We start from the raw sequence: 17,135 nt of genomic DNA, 5'->3' as shown, positions 1-17,135 counted from the left end.
CCGGCGCAGCAGGTCGGGCGTATTCGTGCTCCGCGACAGAGGCACCAGACAGAACGGACGGCTGACGGCGCGAGGGTAGCCGCGCAATGCCCGGTCGCGGGTGGGCGCTCCTGCCGGTTTTGACGGGCAGTTCATGGTGCGGCATAGTCCGGCAGTCGGGCGATGGCGAAGGCGATGATCTTGCCGGGCTTTGCGCGCGCGCAGGCTCTGGACAAAATCCGGGCAGAAGCTGTCCTGCCGCAGGGCGCTTGGCAGCTCCCCGTAGGGTGCGTGCTACAGCACGCACCCTACCCATGCGCCGCCAGCGCCCTCTCCGGACCCTAACCTGCCGCTCATACTCCAGCCCCAGCGGCGCGGGGGCGCGATCCTCCGTAAGGACCGCTGCACAGGCCTGATCCGCGACCGGCAGGCGCATTGCCGCTATCCGTTGGGGCCCGGCTATTTGTGCCGCCAGACCTTGATAGCGGAGATGAGCAGGATCAACGCCAGCGCGGGCAAGAGGATAGTGCCCGGGACCACGCCCAGCAGCATGCCCCCGATGAAACTGCCGAGGATGGACCCGGTCGCCATCACCAGAAGGAAGCGCCGGTTCCGCCCAAGGACGGCGAAACTCTGATCGCGGCTGTAACGGGCGAAGCCCAGCAGCATGGTCGGCAGGCTGATCGCCAGCGACAGCGACCCCGCCAGCTTTATGTCAGTGCCAAAGAGCAGCACCAGCGCCGGAATGAGCAACTCGCCGCCCGCGACGCCCAGCAGCGAGGCGATAATGCCGATGCCGAATCCGGCCGCGACACCCGCAATCATCTGGCCCGCGCCGGTCAGAAGCGGGCTTGATGCGCCGGTATCATGCCCGAAGAGCAGAACCACGGCGATCAGCACCAGCAGAAGGGCGAGAAGCCTGTAGAGCGTTTCAGATTTCAGTCGGGTTGCCCATCCCGCCCCGAGCCATGCGCCCGCGAGGCTCCCGGCGAGAAGGTTCAGCACGATGGGCCAATGCGCCGTGATCTCGCTGAAAGGAACGGTTCCTGCGCGGAACGGAAGCGCCGTTGCCACAACGACAAGGCTCATGGCCTTGTTCAGGATCACCGCTTCAAGCGCGGCAAAGCGGAACAGGCCGATCAGGAGCGGCAAGCGGAACTCGGCCCCCCCGAGGCCGATCAGGCCGCCAAGCGTGCCGATGACCGCCCCCCCTGCAAAAGCGGCGGGCAGGTTGCGGGGCGAAGACGACTTGGCGGGTTGATCCATATTCCCTACGGCCCAAGGGGCGCCCCAAACTGTTTTCGGCAAACGGCCCTTTCCACGGATGGGGAGACGGGCTTCACGCCAGCCCAAGCTATCCTTGTCAGGCGGCGAAGACCAGATCGCTTGGCTCCCGGTCCCGGTCGCGGCCTATCCGGTCCGGGCCGCCAGAAGCGCGGCATGCAGTGCCGGATTGGCGGCGATCACCCCGTCCGAGGCCGGATGCGCCGTGTCAAAGCGCAGCCCCTGCCCCTGCCCCGAAGTGACGACGCCCCCCGCTTCGGAAATCAGGAGCGCCCCTGCCGCGATATCCCAATGCCATGTCGGGCGCAGGGTCAGCATGGCGTCGAACTGCCCTTCGGCGACCAGCGCCATGCGCCATGCCAGCGAAGGACGGAAATGGCGCGTGACCTGCGGCACGCCGCCGGGCCATTGATGCGGCTGCAACTGGGGTTTGGCCGCCAGCACCTGCGCGCCGCCTATAGACGCGCGCGGGCTGACCTGCACCGGCTGCCCGTTCAGATGCGTGCCATGGCCAAGCGCGGCGCCGTAGCAGCGCTCCAGCATCGGCAGATAGACCACAGCGGCCAGCGGCACCCCATCCTCGATCACGGCCAGCGCATGAGCAAAGCCCTTCTGCCCGTCGATAAAGGCGCGGGTGCCGTCGATCGGGTCGATGATGAAGCTGCGCGGTGCTGTCAGCCGGTCCGCATCGCCCGCGCTTTCTTCGGACAGCCAGCCATAACCGGGGCGCGCCGCCATCAGGCGCGCGCGCAGCATGGTGTCGATTTCCAGATCGGCCTCGGTCACAGGCCCCTGCCCGTCGCCCTTGTCCCAGATGCGGGGCGCGGCACCGAAATACCGGCGGGCTATGTCACCCGCCGCGCGGGCGGCATCGGTCAGCAGCGCCAGATCCTTACGCCCCGGCAAGGGTCATCCCTTCAACCAGTAGCGAGGGTACGACGCTGGACAGATGGTCCTTCGCGTCATTCGCGGGCGTGATCCGGCCCAACATCTCGCGCAGATTGCCCGCAATAGTGCATTCATTGACCGGCCAGGCGATCTGGCCGTTTTCCACCCAGAAGCCCGAGGCCCCGCGCGAGTAATCCCCGGTCGTGGGGTTGATGGTCGAGCCGATCAGCGATGTGACCAGCAGCCCGGTGCCCATCCCGGCCAGCAACTCGGCCTGTGTCTGCGACCCCTGCGTCAGGATCAGGTTCGAGGTCGAGGGCGAGGGCGGGCCCGAGGTGCCGCGCACCGCATTCGCGGTGCTCTCCAGCCCCAGTTTGCGCGCGGTCGCCAGATCCAGCACCCAGCTTTGCAGCACCCCGTCCGCCACCAGATCCTTGGCGCGGCTTTGCAGCCCTTCGGCGTCGAATGGCCGCGAGCCCGAGCGGCGCGGGCGCAGGGGATCCTCGCGCAGGCTGATGCCCTTGGGCAACACCGCTTCGCCCATCGCATCGCGCAGCCAGCTGGAGCCGCGCGCAATCGCGCTGCCATTGATCGCGCTCACCAGATGGCCGATCAGGCTGGAGGCGATGCGCTCGTCATAGAGCACCGGATAGGCGCCGGTCTTGGGGCGGCGCGCGCCGTGACGCGCAACCGCGCGTTCCCCGGCCAGTTGGCCGATTTCCTCAGCGTCGGGCAGGTCGGATTGAAAGATACGCCCCTCGGCGCACCAGTCGCGCTCCATGCCCGTCCCCTCGCCCGAAATCGCCACGCAGGAGATATGGCGCGAAGAGCGCCCGTAGCCGCCCTGAAAGCCGTTGGTCGCGGCCATCCAGATCGCCTGCGAGCCATAGGCGGCAGAGGCCGATTGCACCTGACTCACGCCGCGCACGGCCTCGGCCGCAGCCTCGGCGCGGCGGGCATCTTCCTGCAGGATCTCGGGCGCAGGCTCGGGCGCCGGGTCGAAAAGTTCCAGCCCCTCGGCAGAGCGCAGCATCGCCAGTTGATGCGTCTCGGCCAGCCCCGCATAGGGGTCTTCGGGCGCCTCGCGGGCCATGGCGACCGCACGGGCGGCCATCGCCTCCAGCGTCTCGGGGCGGGTGTCGGAGGAGGAGATGCAGGCCTGCCGCTGGCCGACAAAGACGCGCAGCCCGATATCGAGCCCTTCCGAGCGCTCGGCCTGTTCAAGCCCGCCCTTGCGCACATCAATCGAGATCGAGCGCCCTTCGATCACGATGGAATCCGCCGCATCCGCCCCCGCCGCTTTCGCCGCTTTCAACAGCGCATTGGTGACGGATTTCAGAGGCGCGGTCAGGTGATCGTCGAACATGGGCTGGGCTCCGGGGCGAATGCTTCGGTCTGATCTAGTCGCTTGGCCACGAAAAAGAAATCCCGGATGCCGAAATTTGCCCCGGGATGCACAATGCGCAACTTCCGGGTCGCGCGGGCGCAGAGGGATCGCGCATCTGCTCAGGACCATAACGGAGTCCTGCCATGCCACTCGAATCCCTCGCGCTGATCCTGTTTCTCCTGCCGCTGGCCTGGTCGCCGGGGCCGGGCAATGTCTTTTTCGCCACGCTGGGCGCCCGCGCCGGGCTGGCGGCAAGCTGGCCTGCCTCGCTGGGCTATCATCTGGCGACATGGGTCGTGACGCTGGCTTTGGGCTTCGGCTTCGGCCATCTGGCCGGGGTCGCGGGGCAAGCCGCGCAGGGCATGGCGCTGGCGGGCGGGGCCTATGTGCTGTGGATGGCCTGGCGGCTCTGGGGGGCGGGCATGGTCGCGGAGGGGGCGCGGGCCTCGCGCGCGGGCGTGCAGGACGGGGCGGTGCTTCTGCTGCTGAACCCCAAAGCCTATGCGATCATCGCGGCCATGTTCGCGCAGTTTCTGGCCGATGACCGCAGCATCGAGCGCGTGCTCTGGGTGACGACGCTGTTTACGCTGAACAACCTTGTGGCTTTCACGGTCTGGACATGGGCCGGGGCGCGGCTGCTGGGCCTGTGGCAGAACCGGATCAGCGCGGCCCTGCTCAATCGCGGCTCGGCGCTGCTGCTCGCCGGTGTCGCGCTCTGGATGATGCTGCGCTAGGATGGCCAAGGCCCCGCGCGGATGCCGGGGCCTTGGTCAGGGTCAGCCGTTCGAGGCCGCGATTTTCAGCCGGGTCGCGCCCTGCCCGCCACCGCCCGAATGGGTATCCATGAAATTCATCACCAGCGGGCGGATATTGTTGCGCCAGGACTTGCCCGCGAAAATGCCGTAATGGCCCGCGCCGGGTTCCAGATGGCTGGCTTTCTGCTTGTCGGTCAGGCCGGTCAGCAGGTCCAGCGCCGCGAGGCATTGGCCCGGCGCGCTGATATCGTCCTTCTCGCCCTCGACGATCTTCACGGCAACTGTGGTGATCTTCGCGAAATCGACCTTATGGCCGTCCACCGTGAAGGCATTGCGCGCGATCTCGCGATTCTTGAAGATGCGCTCGACGGTCGAGAGGTAGAATTCCGCTGTCATATCCATGACCGCAAGATATTCGTCATAGAAACGGTTGTGCTTGTCGCGCTCGCCCGCCTCGCCCCGCGCCTCGGCGGAAATCTTGTCGACGAAAGCCTGTGCGTGGCGTTCCATATTCATCGAGATGAAACCGCCAAGCTGCAACAGCCCCGGATAGACCAACCGCCCGACGCCCGAATATTTGAAACCCACGCGCTGGATCGCCAGATGCTCAAGCTGGCCCATGGTCACGCTGCGCCCGAAATCGGTCACTTCGGTGGGGGCGGCATGCGGATCGACCGGCCCGCCGATCAGCGTCAGGGTGCGCGGCTGCGCGGCAGGGTCGAGTTCGGCCAGATAAGCGGTCGCGGCCAACGCCAGCGGCACCGGCTGGCAGACCGCGATCACATGCGTGTCCGGACCCAGATGGCGCATGAAATCGGTCAGATAGAGCGTGTAATCCTCGATATCGAATTTGCCCTCGGAGACGGGAATATCGCGCGCATTGTGCCAGTCCGTCACCCAGACCTCGCAATCGGGCAGAAGGCTGGCCACGGTCGAGCGCAGCAGCGTGGAATAATGACCCGACATCGGCGCACAAAGAAGCACGCGGCGCGCTTTCTCGGGGCGGCCATGGACCTTGAAGCGCAAAAGGGCGCCGAAGGGGCGCGCGATCTCGATCTTTTCCTCGACGATATGGTCGCGCCCGTCCTCGGCCACGACCGAGGTGATCCCCCAATCGGGTTTGATCACCATACGGGCGAAACTGCGTTCCGTGACCCGGCCCCAGGCCGACATCACCTTGAACATGGGGTTCGGGGTCATGCCCCAGATCGGGTAGGACGCAAAGGCACGGGCAGAGGCACCCATCCATTCATTCGTGTTGCGAATCGACTCCATCAGGTCGTAGGTCGCCATACCCTTCATGTCTGTCCCCATGCTGCGCGACATAATCTTGCAAGATTCGACGCTTTTATTCGTATCCGTGCCTCGTTAAGATCAATCGGAGCGACCTATGCTGCACATGCGAAGAATAGGGGGGAATTCTTAACATGACAACTTCCGAATATGATGATGACCAAAAAGTCGAGCGCATGAAGGCAAATATGGCACGGGTCGAGGAGCTGACCCAGCGCCTGACCGAGGCCCTTGCCCATCGCGATCCCCCGCGCCCCAGCCTGCAAGCCCCTGATTCGGATTTGTTTCTGCACGCCGTCACCGCTTATTGGACCGAAATGGTCAAGAACCCGTCGAAAGCGCTGGAACAGCAGCTTGATTACTGGGGAAAAGCGCTCAAGCACAATATCGAGGCGCAGGAGGTGCTGCGCAGCGGCAAGATCGCGGCGCCCGAGGACAAGACCCCCGATGACCGGCGCTTTGCCAATCCGCTGTGGAAATCGCACCCCTATTTCAACTATGTCAAACAGCAATACATGCTGGCCACCGAGGCGATGACCAATGCGGTCCAGTCGCTGGAGACGATCGACGAGCGTGAAAAACGCCGTCTGGGCTATTTCACCCAGCAGATCGTCGACATGATGGCGCCGACGAATTTTCTGGCGACCAACCCCGACGCGCTGATGAAGGCGGTCGAGACCGAGGGCGAAAGTCTGGTGCGGGGGCTGGAGAACCTTGTGCGCGATATCGAGGCGAACAAGGGTGATCTTCTGGTGACGCTGGCCGATAAGGACGCGTTCAAGGTGGGCGAGAATCTGGCGACCACGCCCGGCAAGGTTGTGTTCCGCAACCGCATGTTCGAACTGATCCAGTACACGCCCACGACCGAAAAGGTCCATCGCACGCCGCTGGTGATCTTCCCGCCCTGGATCAACAAATTTTACGTGATGGATCTGAAACCGCAGAACAGCCTGATCAAATGGATCGTCGATCAGGGCTATACGCTGTTCGTCGTCTCCTGGGTGAACCCGGATGCCAGCTTTGCCGATGTCGGCATGGATACCTATGTCGAAGATGGCTATCTGGAAGCGATCCGCGTCGCGCGCGACATCACGGGTGAGAAACAGGTCAATGTGATCGGCTATTGCATCGCGGGCACCACGCTGTCGCTGACGCTTGCGCTGATGAACAAGCGCAAGGACAAGTCGGTGCGCTCGGCCACTTTCTTCACCACGCTCACGGATTTTTCGGATCAGGGCGAGGTCGGTGTCTTCCTGGAGGATGATTTCGTCGACGGGATCGAGGCGGAGTGCAATGAGAAAGGCTATCTCGACAGTTTCTTCATGTCGCGGACCTTTTCCTTCCTGCGCTCGAATGACCTGATCTATGGCCCCGCGATCCGCGCCTATATGATGGGCGAGGCCCCGCCCGCCTTTGACCTGCTCTACTGGAATGGCGATGGCACCAATCTGCCGGGCCCGATGTGCGTCGAATATCTGCGCGGGCTGTGCCAGCAGGACCGGTTCGCGGCGCAGAGCTTCCGCATCTGCGGCGAGGATGTGTCGCTTTCGGATGTGAAGCACCCGGTCTGCGCGATTGCCTGCGAGACCGACCATATCGCCGCCTGGCGCTCCAGCTTCCGGGGTATCTCGAAAATGGGCAGCAAGGACAAGACCTTCCTCCTGTCGGAATCGGGCCATATCGCCGGGATCATCAACCCGCCGAGCAAGAAGAAATACGGCCATTACGCGGGGCCCGCGCCCGAGGGCACGCCCGAGGAGTGGCACGCGGCGGCGGAATTCCACGAGGGTTCATGGTGGCCGCGCTGGGAAGAGTGGCTGCGCAGCAAGTCCGGGGCGCTGGTTCCGGCCCGGAACCCCGGTGATTCGGACTATCCGGCGCTGGCGGATGCCCCCGGCACTTATGTGATCAGTTCGAAAAACGCCGCTATGTCATAGGCTTGCGCTGCAGTGCAGGATAATTTTGCTGCACTGCAGAAAAAATCCTTGAAATGCTGCGCCGCAGCATGCATATTCATGATCAGACGCAGACACCGGATGTTCTGGCCTGCGACCGCCATGTAGCAAGGAGACATGCCATGACCAAGACCGTTGACTACACCAAGATGATGAAAGACATGATGGGCGCATTCCCGGTGGACACTTCCGCCATGCAGGACGCGTTCAAATCGCAAGCCGCTCTGGCAGAGAAAATGAGCAAGGTTGCTCTGGAAGCTGCCGAGAAATCGACCGAAGTTTCGACCAAATGGACCAAAGCCACGCTGGCCAAGGTTGGCGAAGTGTCGACCGTCAAGGAAGATCCGGCTGACTACACCAAAGCCATCACCGATTTCGCTTCGGCTCAGGCTGAAATGACCGCCGAGCATGTCGCTGCTTTCGCTGAAATCGCGAAAAAAGTGCAGATGGACACGGTTGAGCTGATGATGGCTGCCGGCAAGGACATTCAGGAAGAAACCGCTGCTGCTGTCAAGAAAGCCACCGACACGGCAACGAAAGCTGCCAAGGCTGCAGCACCTGCGAAGTAAGCCTCCGGGTTTCGCCGGGCATCTGATCCTCCCTGAAGATGCCTGACCAAGGGCGAGCGCATGACGCTCGCCCTTTCCTTTTGTAAAAACCCCGTCTAGTCTTGCTGCAATGCAATATTGTCTGGCCTGAGGGGGAACCATGTCCGACACTGCAAAGCCGCTCCTGATCAAGCGATATGCCAGCCGCAGGCTCTATAATACCGAGACCAGCGATTATGTGACGCTGGAAGATATTGCAGGTTTCATCCGTGAAGGCCGCGAGGTTCAGATCGTCGATCTGAAATCCGGCGATGACCTGACGCGGCAATATCTGTTGCAGATCATTGCCGAGCATGAGAGCCGGGGCGAGAATGTCCTGCCCATCGATGTGCTGACCGATCTGGTGCGCAGCTACACCACGCAGGCGCAGAGCGTGGTGCCGGAGTTTCTGGCCATGTCCTTCGAGATGCTGCGCGAGGGGCAGTCGACGATCATGGAGAATATGAGCAAGGCCAATCCCATGGCCGCCATGCCGGGATTCGAGGAGATGCAGCGCCAGCAGCAGGCTTTCCTGAAAACGATGATGGCGGGCTGGCCGGGGATGCCGAAAGCCGAGAATGGCAAAGAGAGCAAGGATGAGCTCGACGAGATCAAGAAGCAGCTTGCGGAATTGCAGAAGAAGCTTTCGGGCATGAACTGATCGCGTAAGGTGCGTGCTGCAGCACGCACCCTACCCCGGACCGCCGCTCACAGCCCGAGCCGGTCGCGCAGCGCATACCATGTCATCGCCAGCACCAGCAGCGGGCTGCGCAGGGCAGGCCCGCCCGGAAAGCTCGGCAGCTTCGCCCGTGCCATCACATCGAAGCGTTCCGACTGGCCCGCAAGGGTTTCCGCCATGATCTGCCCGGCCAGTGTCGCCAGCGCCACCCCATGCCCGGAATAGCCCGAGCATGACAGCACATTCGGCGCCAGCCGCGCGAAACAGGGCAGCCGCGTCATGGTGATCGCCAGCGTCCCCCCCCAGGCATAGGCAATGCGCGCATCGCGCAGTTGCGGAAACACTTCCAGCATCGGTTTGCGCACAGTGCGGATGATATCGGGGAAGCGGTAGCCATAGCTTTCACCGCCCCCGAACAGCAAGCGCTCGTCCTGCGCCAGCCGGAAATAATTGATGACGAATTTGCTGTCGGCAACACCCACATCGCGCGTCAGCACTGTGCCTTGCGGCAAGGGATCGGTCGCAATGATGAAATTGTTGATCGGCATGACTTTGGCCGCGACCTGCGGCACCAGCCCGCCCAGATAGCCATTGGCCGCCACCAGCACATGCGCGGCCTCGACATGGCCCTGCCGGGTCTGCACCTTCGCTGTCGCGCCGTGCTGAATATCGACGACCAGCGAGTCCTCGAAGATCTGCGCCCCGGCCCCCAGCGCCGCGCGCGCCAGCCCCAGACAATAGCGCAGCGGGTGCAGATGCCCCGCGCCATGATCGAGCACACCGCCCTGATAGGCTTTCGTGCGCACGATGGCCTGCACCGTCTCGCGGTCCAGCGCCTCGATATCCGTGTAGCCATAATCCCGCGCCAGTTTCTCGGCATAGGCATGGGCATGGGGCACATCGCGCGCCTGCCAGTCAGCATGCAGCACTCCGGGCCTGTATTGCACATCCATGTCAAAGCGCGCGATCAGCGCTTGCACCAGATCGCGCGCCTGCAGGCCGATCTCCCAGAGTTTACGCGCATCCTCGCGCCCCATCATGCGCTCGATGGCATCCTGCTCGATCCGCTGGCCCGGCCCCACCTGCCCGCCATTGCGCCCCGAAGCGCCAAACCCCACGCGATGCGCTTCCAGCACCACCACCGAATAGCCGCGTTCCGCCAGATGCAGGGCGGCCGAAAGCCCGGTATAGCCCGCGCCGATGATGCAGATATCGGACTTTACCGCGCCTTGCAGCGCAGGTTGGCGCGGCAACAGCTCAGCCGTCGCGGCATAATAGCTGGGCGGGTATTCCCCCGCCCGGTCATTGGCGAAAAGCAGATTCATACGTTCAGCAGCAGATGCTCGCGCTCCCAGGGGCTGATGACCTGCAGAAACTCGTTATATTCATTGCGCTTGACCGCTGAATAGATGCGGCAGAATTCGGGATCGAGGATCTCGTGCAGCCGCGTGGCGCCGTCGAACATGTCGAGTGACGCGCCCAGCGTCATGGGCAGTTCATTGTCATCCATATAGGCATTGGTGCGGCATTCCTCGCGCGGGTTCTGCTTTTCCTTCAGCCCCAGATAGCCACAGGCCAATGATGCCGCGATGCCTAAGTACGGGTTGCAATCCATCCCGGCCAGCCGGTTTTCCACCCGGCGCGAGGCAGGCGAGGAAATCGGCACGCGCAGCCCCGTCGTGCGGTTGTCATAGCCCCATTCGAGGTTAATCGGGGCCGCGAAATCCGGCACATAGCGGCGGTAGCTGTTCACATAGGGCGCGATCAGCGCGACGCTCGATGGCAGATGCCGTTGCAGCCCGCCAATGAAATACATGAATTCCGGCGTGCTCTCGCCCGCTTCGGTGGAAAAGAGGTTCCTGCCGGTCGCAGTGTCGATGACCGAATGATGGATATGCATGGCGCTGCCCGGCTCGCCCTCGATGGGTTTGGCCATGAAGGTCGCGAACATGTCGTGGCGCAGCGCCGCTTCGCGGATCATGCGTTTGAAATAGAAGACCTGATCGGCGAGATTGAGCGGGTCGCCATGCGCGAGGTTGATCTCGACCTGCCCGGCCCCGCCTTCCTGCAGGATGCCATCAATCTCCAGCCCCATGGCTTCGGCGAAATCATAGATATCGTCGATCACCTTGCCATATTCATCGACCGCCGACATGGAATAGGCCTGCCGCGCCGCTGCGCGCCGTCCGGTGCGGCCCATCGGCGGGATTATCGGCATATTGGGATCGAGATTGCGCGCGACGAAGAAGAATTCCATCTCGGGCGCGATCACCGGCTGCCAGCCCTCGGCGCGGTAGAGATCGAGCACGCGCCTGAGCACATTGCGCGGCGCGGTGCTGATCGGGCGGCCCTCGCTGTCTTCGGCGTCATGGATGATCTGCAATGTCCAGTCCGCTGTCCAGGGGGCGGCGGTGGCGGTGGAGAAATCGGGTCGCATGATCATATCCGGTTCCAGATCGGCCCCGTCGCGGAACTCGGCCCAGTCCCCGGTGATGGTCTGCAGAAAGATCGAATTCGGCAGATAATATTTGGTATCCTCGCCGAATTTGAAGGCGGGCATGGCCTTGCCACGCGCCACACCGGCCATATCGGCTATGATGCATTCAATCTCGTCGAGCCTGCGCCCGGACAGGAAATCACGGGCGGCTTGCGGGATCTGGTCGCGCCAGTTGCTCATATGGCCTCCGATGGCGTGTCTGCCCGCGCATGGGTCTTGAAATGGCGCGCGATCCGCGCCGCTATCGCATCTGCGTGACGCGCGCCGCCTTGACGCGCCTCGGCCTTCTGCAACAGCGGTTCGGGCACGACCCCGCGCCCGCGTGTGTCGATCAGCCCCTGGATGAAATCATCCTCGAACTCGGGATGGGCCTGAACCGAAAGCCCATGCGGGCCATAGGCCAGCGCGGCATTGGCGCAGAAGTCATTGCTGGCCAGAACCTGCGCGCCCTTGGGGGGCGTGATCACCTGATCCTGATGCCAGGCGTTCAGCGTGAGCCGCTCGCCCGCGAAATCATACTCCTGCGCGCCCACGGCCCAGCCGCCGGTAAATTTCGCGACCCGCCCGCCCAGCGCCTGCGCCATGATCTGATGGCCGAAACAGATGCCCACGACCGGCACCCCGGCCCCGAGGGCGTCGCGGATGAACTGTTCCAGTGGCGGGATGAACGGGTGATCCTCATAGACCCCGTGGCGCGAGCCGGTGATCAGCCAGCCATCGGCGTCATGAATGGATGCGGGAAATTCCATCGCCTCGACATGCCATGTGGCGAAATCAAAACCCTGCCCGTCGAGCAGGCGCGCGAAATGCACCGGATAGTCCCCGATGCTGTCGCGGATCGGCTCGGGGGCCTGACCCGTTTGCAAGATGCCGATTTTCATGCCTGCCTCGCTTAATTTGATCAAATTTAGCATTCTCTGCAGTGCTCTGGCAAGAGGTCAGACAGATTCCAGATAGAGATCCCGCACAGCCTGTTCGGAGAGTGCAGCCACCCCGGCCATTTCCTGACGTTTGGTGCGGATCATATTGTCGATCAACATCGGTTCAAACAGGCGCGACATCAAGGGCTCGGTCTCGAAAGTGCGAAGCGCCTCGGCCCATGTGCCGGGGATTTGCGGAAGGTTCTGCGCATAGGCGTCACCCGTGACCGGCCTGGGCGGGGCAAGCTGGTCTTCGAGCCCCACCAGCGCCGCGCCAAGGATTGCCGCCATCAGCAGATAGGGGTTCACATCGCCCCCCGCCACACGCTGCTCGAAGCGGCGCGCTTTCGGCGGCCCGAGCGGCACCCGGACCGAGGCGGTGCGGTTCTCATAGGCCCAGCAGATGCCGGTGGGCGCATGGGCATTGGGCACCAGCCGGTCATAGCTGTTGGCATGGGGCGCGAAGATCAGCGTCGAGGCGGGCATCAGCCGCAGCACGCCCCCGATGGCATGTTGCAGCGCCTCTGACCCTTCCGGCCCGCCATTGTCGAAAATATTGCGCCCGTCGCGGTCCAGGATCGAGGCATGCATATGCAGCCCGTTGCCCGAGGCCGCCGGATAGGGTTTGGCCATGAAGCTGGCCGCCATCCCATGCGCACGCGCCAGCCTGCGGATCAGGATCTTGAAGAGCCATGTGTCATCTGCCATTTTCAGCGGGTCATCGCCATGATGCAGATTGATCTCGAACTGGCCCGGCCCGGCCTCGGATGTGGCGGTATCGGCGTCGATCCCCATCGCCTCGCAGCCCGCATAGAGCGCGTCGAAAAAGGCGTTATATTCATCGAGCATCCGCATGGAGAGCGTCGCCGCCCCCATGGCGCGCCGCCCCGAGACCGGGCTGCGCGGCGGCAGGAATTGCGGCTCGCTGTCGTCGATCAGGTAGAATTCCAGCTCGGTCGCGGTGATGGCGCGCCAGCCCTTCGCATCGAGCTTCGCCTTGATCCGGGCCAGCGCATGGCGCGGATCGCCCTCGAAAGGCCGGCCATCGGCATGGAACATCCACATCGGCAAGAGCCCCGCCTCGGGGCCGATCCAGGGCATGGGCAGCAAGCCCCGCTCGGTCGGATAAAGGAAACCATCCGCATCGCCGGTTTCGAACACCAGCGGGCTGTCCACGATATCATTGCCCCAGATATCGAGATTGAGCGCCGAAAGCGGCATCTTCGAGGTGCCCTGCATCAGCTTGTCAAACTGTGCCGCAGGCACGCGCTTGGCGCGGGCCTGACCATTCAGGTCAGCAACAGCAACACGGATATTGTGCAGAAGCGCGGGGTCAGGCGTCATGGATCACCGAATATATGTGGGACGGAAGCGCAGGCGCGGACGCTGCACCTTGGGCAAATGGCGGTTCAGCCGCCGGTTGGCGAGGCCGAAAAGGCCGATGATCGCGAGCGTGAGCAGGATGAAATAGGCCGCGACGATCGGATAGGCCACGAAAGGATTGAAGGTCTGATCAACGAAATAGCGCGCGTAATAAAACGCCTCTCCCGATTGCTGGCGCGCGGGAAAGGCCGAGAGGAACACAAGCGTCGTGGAATGGGTCAGGAAAATCGCCTCATTGGTATAGCTGGGCCAGGCCAGCCGCAGCATGGAGGGGAAGACCACACGGCGGAATTTGGTGAAACCGGACATGCCATAGGCGTCGGCGGCCTCCAGATCGCCCTTCGGGATCGCGCGCAGGGCGCCTACGAAAAGCTCTGCCGAATAGGCGGTGGTGTTCAGCACAAGCACGATCACGCCGCCCACCTGCGCGGTGGTCAGGGCCGATGTGTTGACGGTCAGTGTGAGAAAGCCCAGCGGAATGTCGATCCCGGCACGCGGCAAGAGCACGAAGGCGGAATAGAAGAAGAAGAACTGGATGAAGAGCGGCGAGCCGCGGAAGATGAAGATGAAGGCCCCGGCGGGGCGGCTGAGAAACGGGTTCTCGCTGAAGCGCGCGACTGCGACCACCACGGCGAGACCGAAGCCGATCACGAGCGCGAGGCAGGCAAAATAGACATTCCAGATCAGCCCGCCGCCGATCAGGAAAAGCTGATCGCAAAGCGTGATGTCGAGACCGCGTGGCAGCAGGTTCGCGCCGTAGTCGCGTCCCAAAGCACGCAGCGCATACTCGCTGAAGCTTTCTGCACAGCTTCTCATCGGGCGGCCCTCGTGGCGTCGCGGTCGCGTGGGGGGCGCTGCCCCCCCGGCTGCGCCGCCCCCCGGAGTATTTCAGGCAAGAAAATGAGGAGGGTCCGGCTCATGCGGCAGCCGCCTTTCGCATCCGTTCGCCTGCGGCCGTGGCCTGACCACGCGAGAGCCTTGTGTTCAGCCGCGCGAAAGCGCGTTCTGACGCCCAGGTCAGGAACAGGTAGAAGCACAGTAGCCCGAGGAAATACCACATGCGCCAGTCGGGATGCGGATAGGCGAAGAGCGAGGTTTTCTGTCCGCCAAGCTCCCGCGCCCAATAGACGATATCCTGAATGCCCAGAAGGAAGAGAAGCGGCGTGGCCTTGATCAGGATCTGCCAGATATTCGACAGGCCGGGCAGCGCATAGACCCACATCTGCGGCAGCACGATGCGGCGAAACGCCTGACGCCGGGTCATGCCGTAGGCCTCGGCGGTCTCGATCTGCGCTTTGGGCACGGCCTGCATCGCGCCATATAATGTGTTGGCCACGAAGGCGCCGAAGACCAGCGCGAAGGCGGTGACCGCCATGCCGAAAGCATAGATGTCGCGCACCCAGGCGGGCGCGTTGACGGGCGGCACCTTGGCTTCGCGGCAGACGATGAAATCATTGCCCTGCCGGATTGGCTGGTCCCAGTCAGGACAGTGGATCTGGTGCATCACCCATTCGATGCCCTGACCCAGCGCAATCGGCACGAACAGAAAGAACACGATATCGGGCACGCCGCGCACGATATTGACATAGCCCTGCCCGAGCCAGTTCAGCGGCCATATCCGCGAGCGGAGCGCCAGCGCGCCCAGAAGCCCCATCCCCAGTGCCGCAGGGGCGGTGATCGCCAAAAGCACGATCACCACGCCGAAAGCGCGGTAGAACTGCAGATGGGTCGCATTCGTCAGGTAACAGGCGAACCATTGCCAGTCCGGCAGGATCGAGGGGTCTGTGCAGAAACTGAACATGGGGAAATGCGCGATCCGGGGCAGGGTCGCGCCCTGCCCCGGTTCTCAGGTCAGAATTTCGGATGGTCTGCGCCGAACCATTTCTCGATCATGACATTGAGCGAGCCGTCAGCCTTCATCTCGTCGATCACGGCGTTCAGCGTGTCGCGCAGGTCAGTGTCGGACTGGCGCAGGCCGATGCCGATACCCCCGCCAAGGATCACGTCATCGCCGAGGAACACCAGTTCACCGCCCGAATCGGCCACATAGGGCGCGAGGAAAGCCTTGTCGGCCAGTACGGCATCGGCCTCACCATTGCGCAGCGCCGAGATGGTCTCGTCAGGTGTCGGGAATTCCAGCAGATCGGCGTCGGTTTCCGCGACATAACCTGCCTGAATCGTGTTCGACTGCACGGCGATCACACCGCTGTCGCGCATCGCGACATCAGTATCGGCCAGAGAGATGAAGGCCGAAGGCTCGGGCAGCAGGTAATTCTGGGTGAAGGCGATCACTTCCATCCGCGCTTCGGTGATGCTCATCCCGGCCATGATCGTGTCATAATTGCCCGAGACGAGATTGGGGATGATCGTGTCCCAGTCATTGATGACCCATTCGCAATTCAGCTCGGCACGGGCGCAGATCTCGTCGCCCAGCTCGCGCTCGAACCCGTCGAGCTCGCCGGTCGCGTCATTGAGAAAGTTATACGGAGGGTAAGCGCCCTCGGACCCCATGCGCAGCACGTCCTGCGCAAATACTCCCGAGGTTCCGAAAAGGATGGCCAGAGCGGCCAGAGTGGTCTTTTTCATCGAGTATCTCCCTGTTTCTTGGTTTTGGGGTCGTTGCCCTCGGTCACTCAGCGAATGAATGACTGAGAAATTGCCTGAGCCGCGCCGATTGCGGTGATCTGAAGAGGGATTCGGGCGGCCCCTGTTCCTCGATCCGGCCGTCATGCAGGAATACCACATGATCGGAGACATCCGCCGCCAGTCGCATGTCATGGGTCACGATCAGCATGGTGCGCCCCTCTTCGGCCAGCGCCTTGATGACGCGGATCACTTCCTGCTCCAGTTCCGGGTCGAGCGCCGAGGTGGGCTCGTCGAAGAGCAGCGCCTCGGGTTCCATGCAGAGCGCGCGGGCAATGGCGGCGCGCTGTTGCTGGCCGCCCGACATCTGCGCGGGGTAGACATCGGCCTTGTCGCCGATCCCCACCTTGTCAAGCAGCGCGCGGGCGCGGGCCTCGACTGTCGCACGATCCTGCTTAAGAACGTGAACCGGCGCCTCCATCACATTATGCAGCACCGTCATATGTGACCACAGGTTGAAGCTCTGGAACACCATCGACAGATTGGTACGGATGCGCGTGACCTGCGCGCGATTGGCGGGCTGACGCGCCAGCCCCTGCCCTTTCCACGCCACCGGCTCGCCCTTGAACAGGATCTCGCCCTGCTGGCTGTCCTCAAGCAGGTTGCAACAGCGCAGGAGCGTCGATTTTCCCGAACCGGAAGAGCCGATCAACGCAACCACATCGCCCTTCTGAGCATTGATGCTGACCCCCTTGAGCACCTCCAGCGACCCATAGGCCTTGTGCAGATCGCGGATCTCGATGACAGGGGTGGCGGGCATGGGGCTCTGGATTTGATCAACTTTTCCCCATTAGCACGCAGTCGCACCGGTTTGGCAAGCCTGTTGCGCGTTGCTCAGGCGCCTGACGCAGGGGAAATTGCGTCATTGCTACAGCCTTGCGCGCC

The 17,135-nt window shown here is 63.2% G+C and carries 16 protein-coding genes; 4 read left to right on the top strand and 12 right to left on the bottom strand.

Annotated features, from left to right (window positions below):
- Positions 1-438: 438 nt before the first annotated feature.
- The 3 genes from BG457_RS16155 to BG457_RS16145 form a co-directional block, all read right to left on the bottom strand.
- Positions 439-1,245 carry a sulfite exporter TauE/SafE family protein gene (locus tag BG457_RS16155; RefSeq protein WP_071798517.1) on the bottom strand — a complete coding sequence of 269 codons (807 nt, stop codon included), beginning with the start codon at positions 1,243-1,245 and terminating at the stop codon, positions 439-441.
- A 144-nt stretch (positions 1,246-1,389) separates the two neighbouring features.
- Positions 1,390-2,169 carry an inositol monophosphatase family protein gene (locus BG457_RS16150; protein WP_071798514.1) on the bottom strand — a complete coding sequence of 260 codons (780 nt, stop codon included), beginning with the start codon at positions 2,167-2,169 and terminating at the stop codon, positions 1,390-1,392.
- A complete protein-coding gene (locus BG457_RS16145) occupies positions 2,156-3,517 on the bottom strand; it encodes a TldD/PmbA family protein (protein ID WP_425434934.1) in 1,362 nt (453 codons plus the stop codon). Before BG457_RS16145 ends, BG457_RS16150 begins: the two co-directional genes overlap by 14 nt.
- Before the next feature lie 164 nt (positions 3,518-3,681).
- Here BG457_RS16145 and BG457_RS16140 point away from each other — a divergent pair, with 164 nt between their 5' ends.
- The gene (locus BG457_RS16140) at positions 3,682-4,272 is read left to right on the top strand and encodes a LysE family translocator (RefSeq protein WP_071798512.1); all 591 of its coding nucleotides are present in this window, start codon (positions 3,682-3,684) and stop codon (positions 4,270-4,272) included.
- Between the two features lie 42 nt (positions 4,273-4,314).
- Here the strand turns inward: BG457_RS16140 and phaZ are convergent, their stop codons facing one another.
- A complete protein-coding gene (gene phaZ / locus BG457_RS16135) occupies positions 4,315-5,595 on the bottom strand; it encodes a polyhydroxyalkanoate depolymerase (RefSeq protein WP_071798511.1) in 1,281 nt (426 codons plus the stop codon).
- A 125-nt stretch (positions 5,596-5,720) separates the two neighbouring features.
- On the opposite strand from phaZ, the gene phaC reads away from it, so the two are divergent.
- The 3 genes from phaC (at position 5,721) to phaR (ending at position 8,789) form a co-directional block, all read left to right on the top strand.
- Positions 5,721-7,523: a class I poly(R)-hydroxyalkanoic acid synthase gene (gene phaC / locus BG457_RS16130; RefSeq protein ID WP_071798508.1), complete on the top strand. Its 1,803-nt coding sequence runs from the start codon at positions 5,721-5,723 to the stop codon at positions 7,521-7,523.
- A gap of 140 nt (positions 7,524-7,663) precedes the next feature.
- Positions 7,664-8,110, top strand: coding sequence for a Phasin (locus BG457_RS16125; protein WP_071799240.1), 447 nt, complete (start codon positions 7,664-7,666; stop codon positions 8,108-8,110).
- 139 nt (positions 8,111-8,249) lie between these two features.
- On the top strand, positions 8,250-8,789 hold the full coding sequence (phaR, locus tag BG457_RS16120; RefSeq protein ID WP_071798506.1) for a polyhydroxyalkanoate synthesis repressor PhaR: 540 nt from the start codon (positions 8,250-8,252) through the stop codon (positions 8,787-8,789).
- A gap of 47 nt (positions 8,790-8,836) precedes the next feature.
- Here phaR and BG457_RS16115 read toward each other — a convergent pair whose 3' ends face one another.
- The 8 genes from BG457_RS16115 to BG457_RS16080 form a co-directional block, all read right to left on the bottom strand.
- Positions 8,837-10,132, bottom strand: a complete 1,296-nt coding sequence (locus BG457_RS16115) for an NAD(P)/FAD-dependent oxidoreductase (protein ID WP_071798504.1) — start codon at positions 10,130-10,132, stop codon at positions 8,837-8,839.
- Positions 10,129-11,484 carry a glutamine synthetase family protein gene (locus tag BG457_RS16110; RefSeq protein ID WP_071798503.1) on the bottom strand — a complete coding sequence of 452 codons (1,356 nt, stop codon included), beginning with the start codon at positions 11,482-11,484 and terminating at the stop codon, positions 10,129-10,131. The genes BG457_RS16115 and BG457_RS16110 overlap by 4 nt, the downstream gene beginning before the upstream one ends.
- A complete protein-coding gene (locus BG457_RS16105) occupies positions 11,481-12,185 on the bottom strand; it encodes a type 1 glutamine amidotransferase (RefSeq protein ID WP_071799239.1) in 705 nt (234 codons plus the stop codon). Before BG457_RS16105 ends, BG457_RS16110 begins: the two co-directional genes overlap by 4 nt.
- Positions 12,186-12,242: 57 nt before the next feature.
- Complete coding sequence (locus BG457_RS16100; RefSeq protein ID WP_071798501.1) at positions 12,243-13,568, bottom strand: glutamine synthetase family protein; 1,326 nt, start codon at positions 13,566-13,568, stop codon at positions 12,243-12,245.
- A gap of 3 nt (positions 13,569-13,571) precedes the next feature.
- The gene (locus BG457_RS16095) at positions 13,572-14,423 is read right to left on the bottom strand and encodes an ABC transporter permease (RefSeq protein ID WP_071798498.1); all 852 of its coding nucleotides are present in this window, start codon (positions 14,421-14,423) and stop codon (positions 13,572-13,574) included.
- Between the two features lie 100 nt (positions 14,424-14,523).
- Positions 14,524-15,408 carry an ABC transporter permease gene (locus tag BG457_RS16090; RefSeq protein ID WP_071798496.1) on the bottom strand — a complete coding sequence of 295 codons (885 nt, stop codon included), beginning with the start codon at positions 15,406-15,408 and terminating at the stop codon, positions 14,524-14,526.
- A 50-nt stretch (positions 15,409-15,458) separates the two neighbouring features.
- On the bottom strand, positions 15,459-16,193 hold the full coding sequence (locus BG457_RS16085) for a transporter substrate-binding domain-containing protein (protein WP_071798494.1): 735 nt from the start codon (positions 16,191-16,193) through the stop codon (positions 15,459-15,461).
- 43 nt (positions 16,194-16,236) lie between these two features.
- Positions 16,237-17,010 carry an ABC transporter ATP-binding protein gene (locus BG457_RS16080; protein WP_071798492.1) on the bottom strand — a complete coding sequence of 258 codons (774 nt, stop codon included), beginning with the start codon at positions 17,008-17,010 and terminating at the stop codon, positions 16,237-16,239.
- Between the last annotated feature and the right edge of the window lie 125 nt (positions 17,011-17,135).

The organism is Natronohydrobacter thiooxidans (assembly GCF_001884735.1).
GTDB lineage: Bacteria > Pseudomonadota > Alphaproteobacteria > Rhodobacterales > Rhodobacteraceae > Roseinatronobacter > Roseinatronobacter thiooxidans_A.
This window is presented reverse-complemented; position numbering and strand designations above follow the sequence as displayed.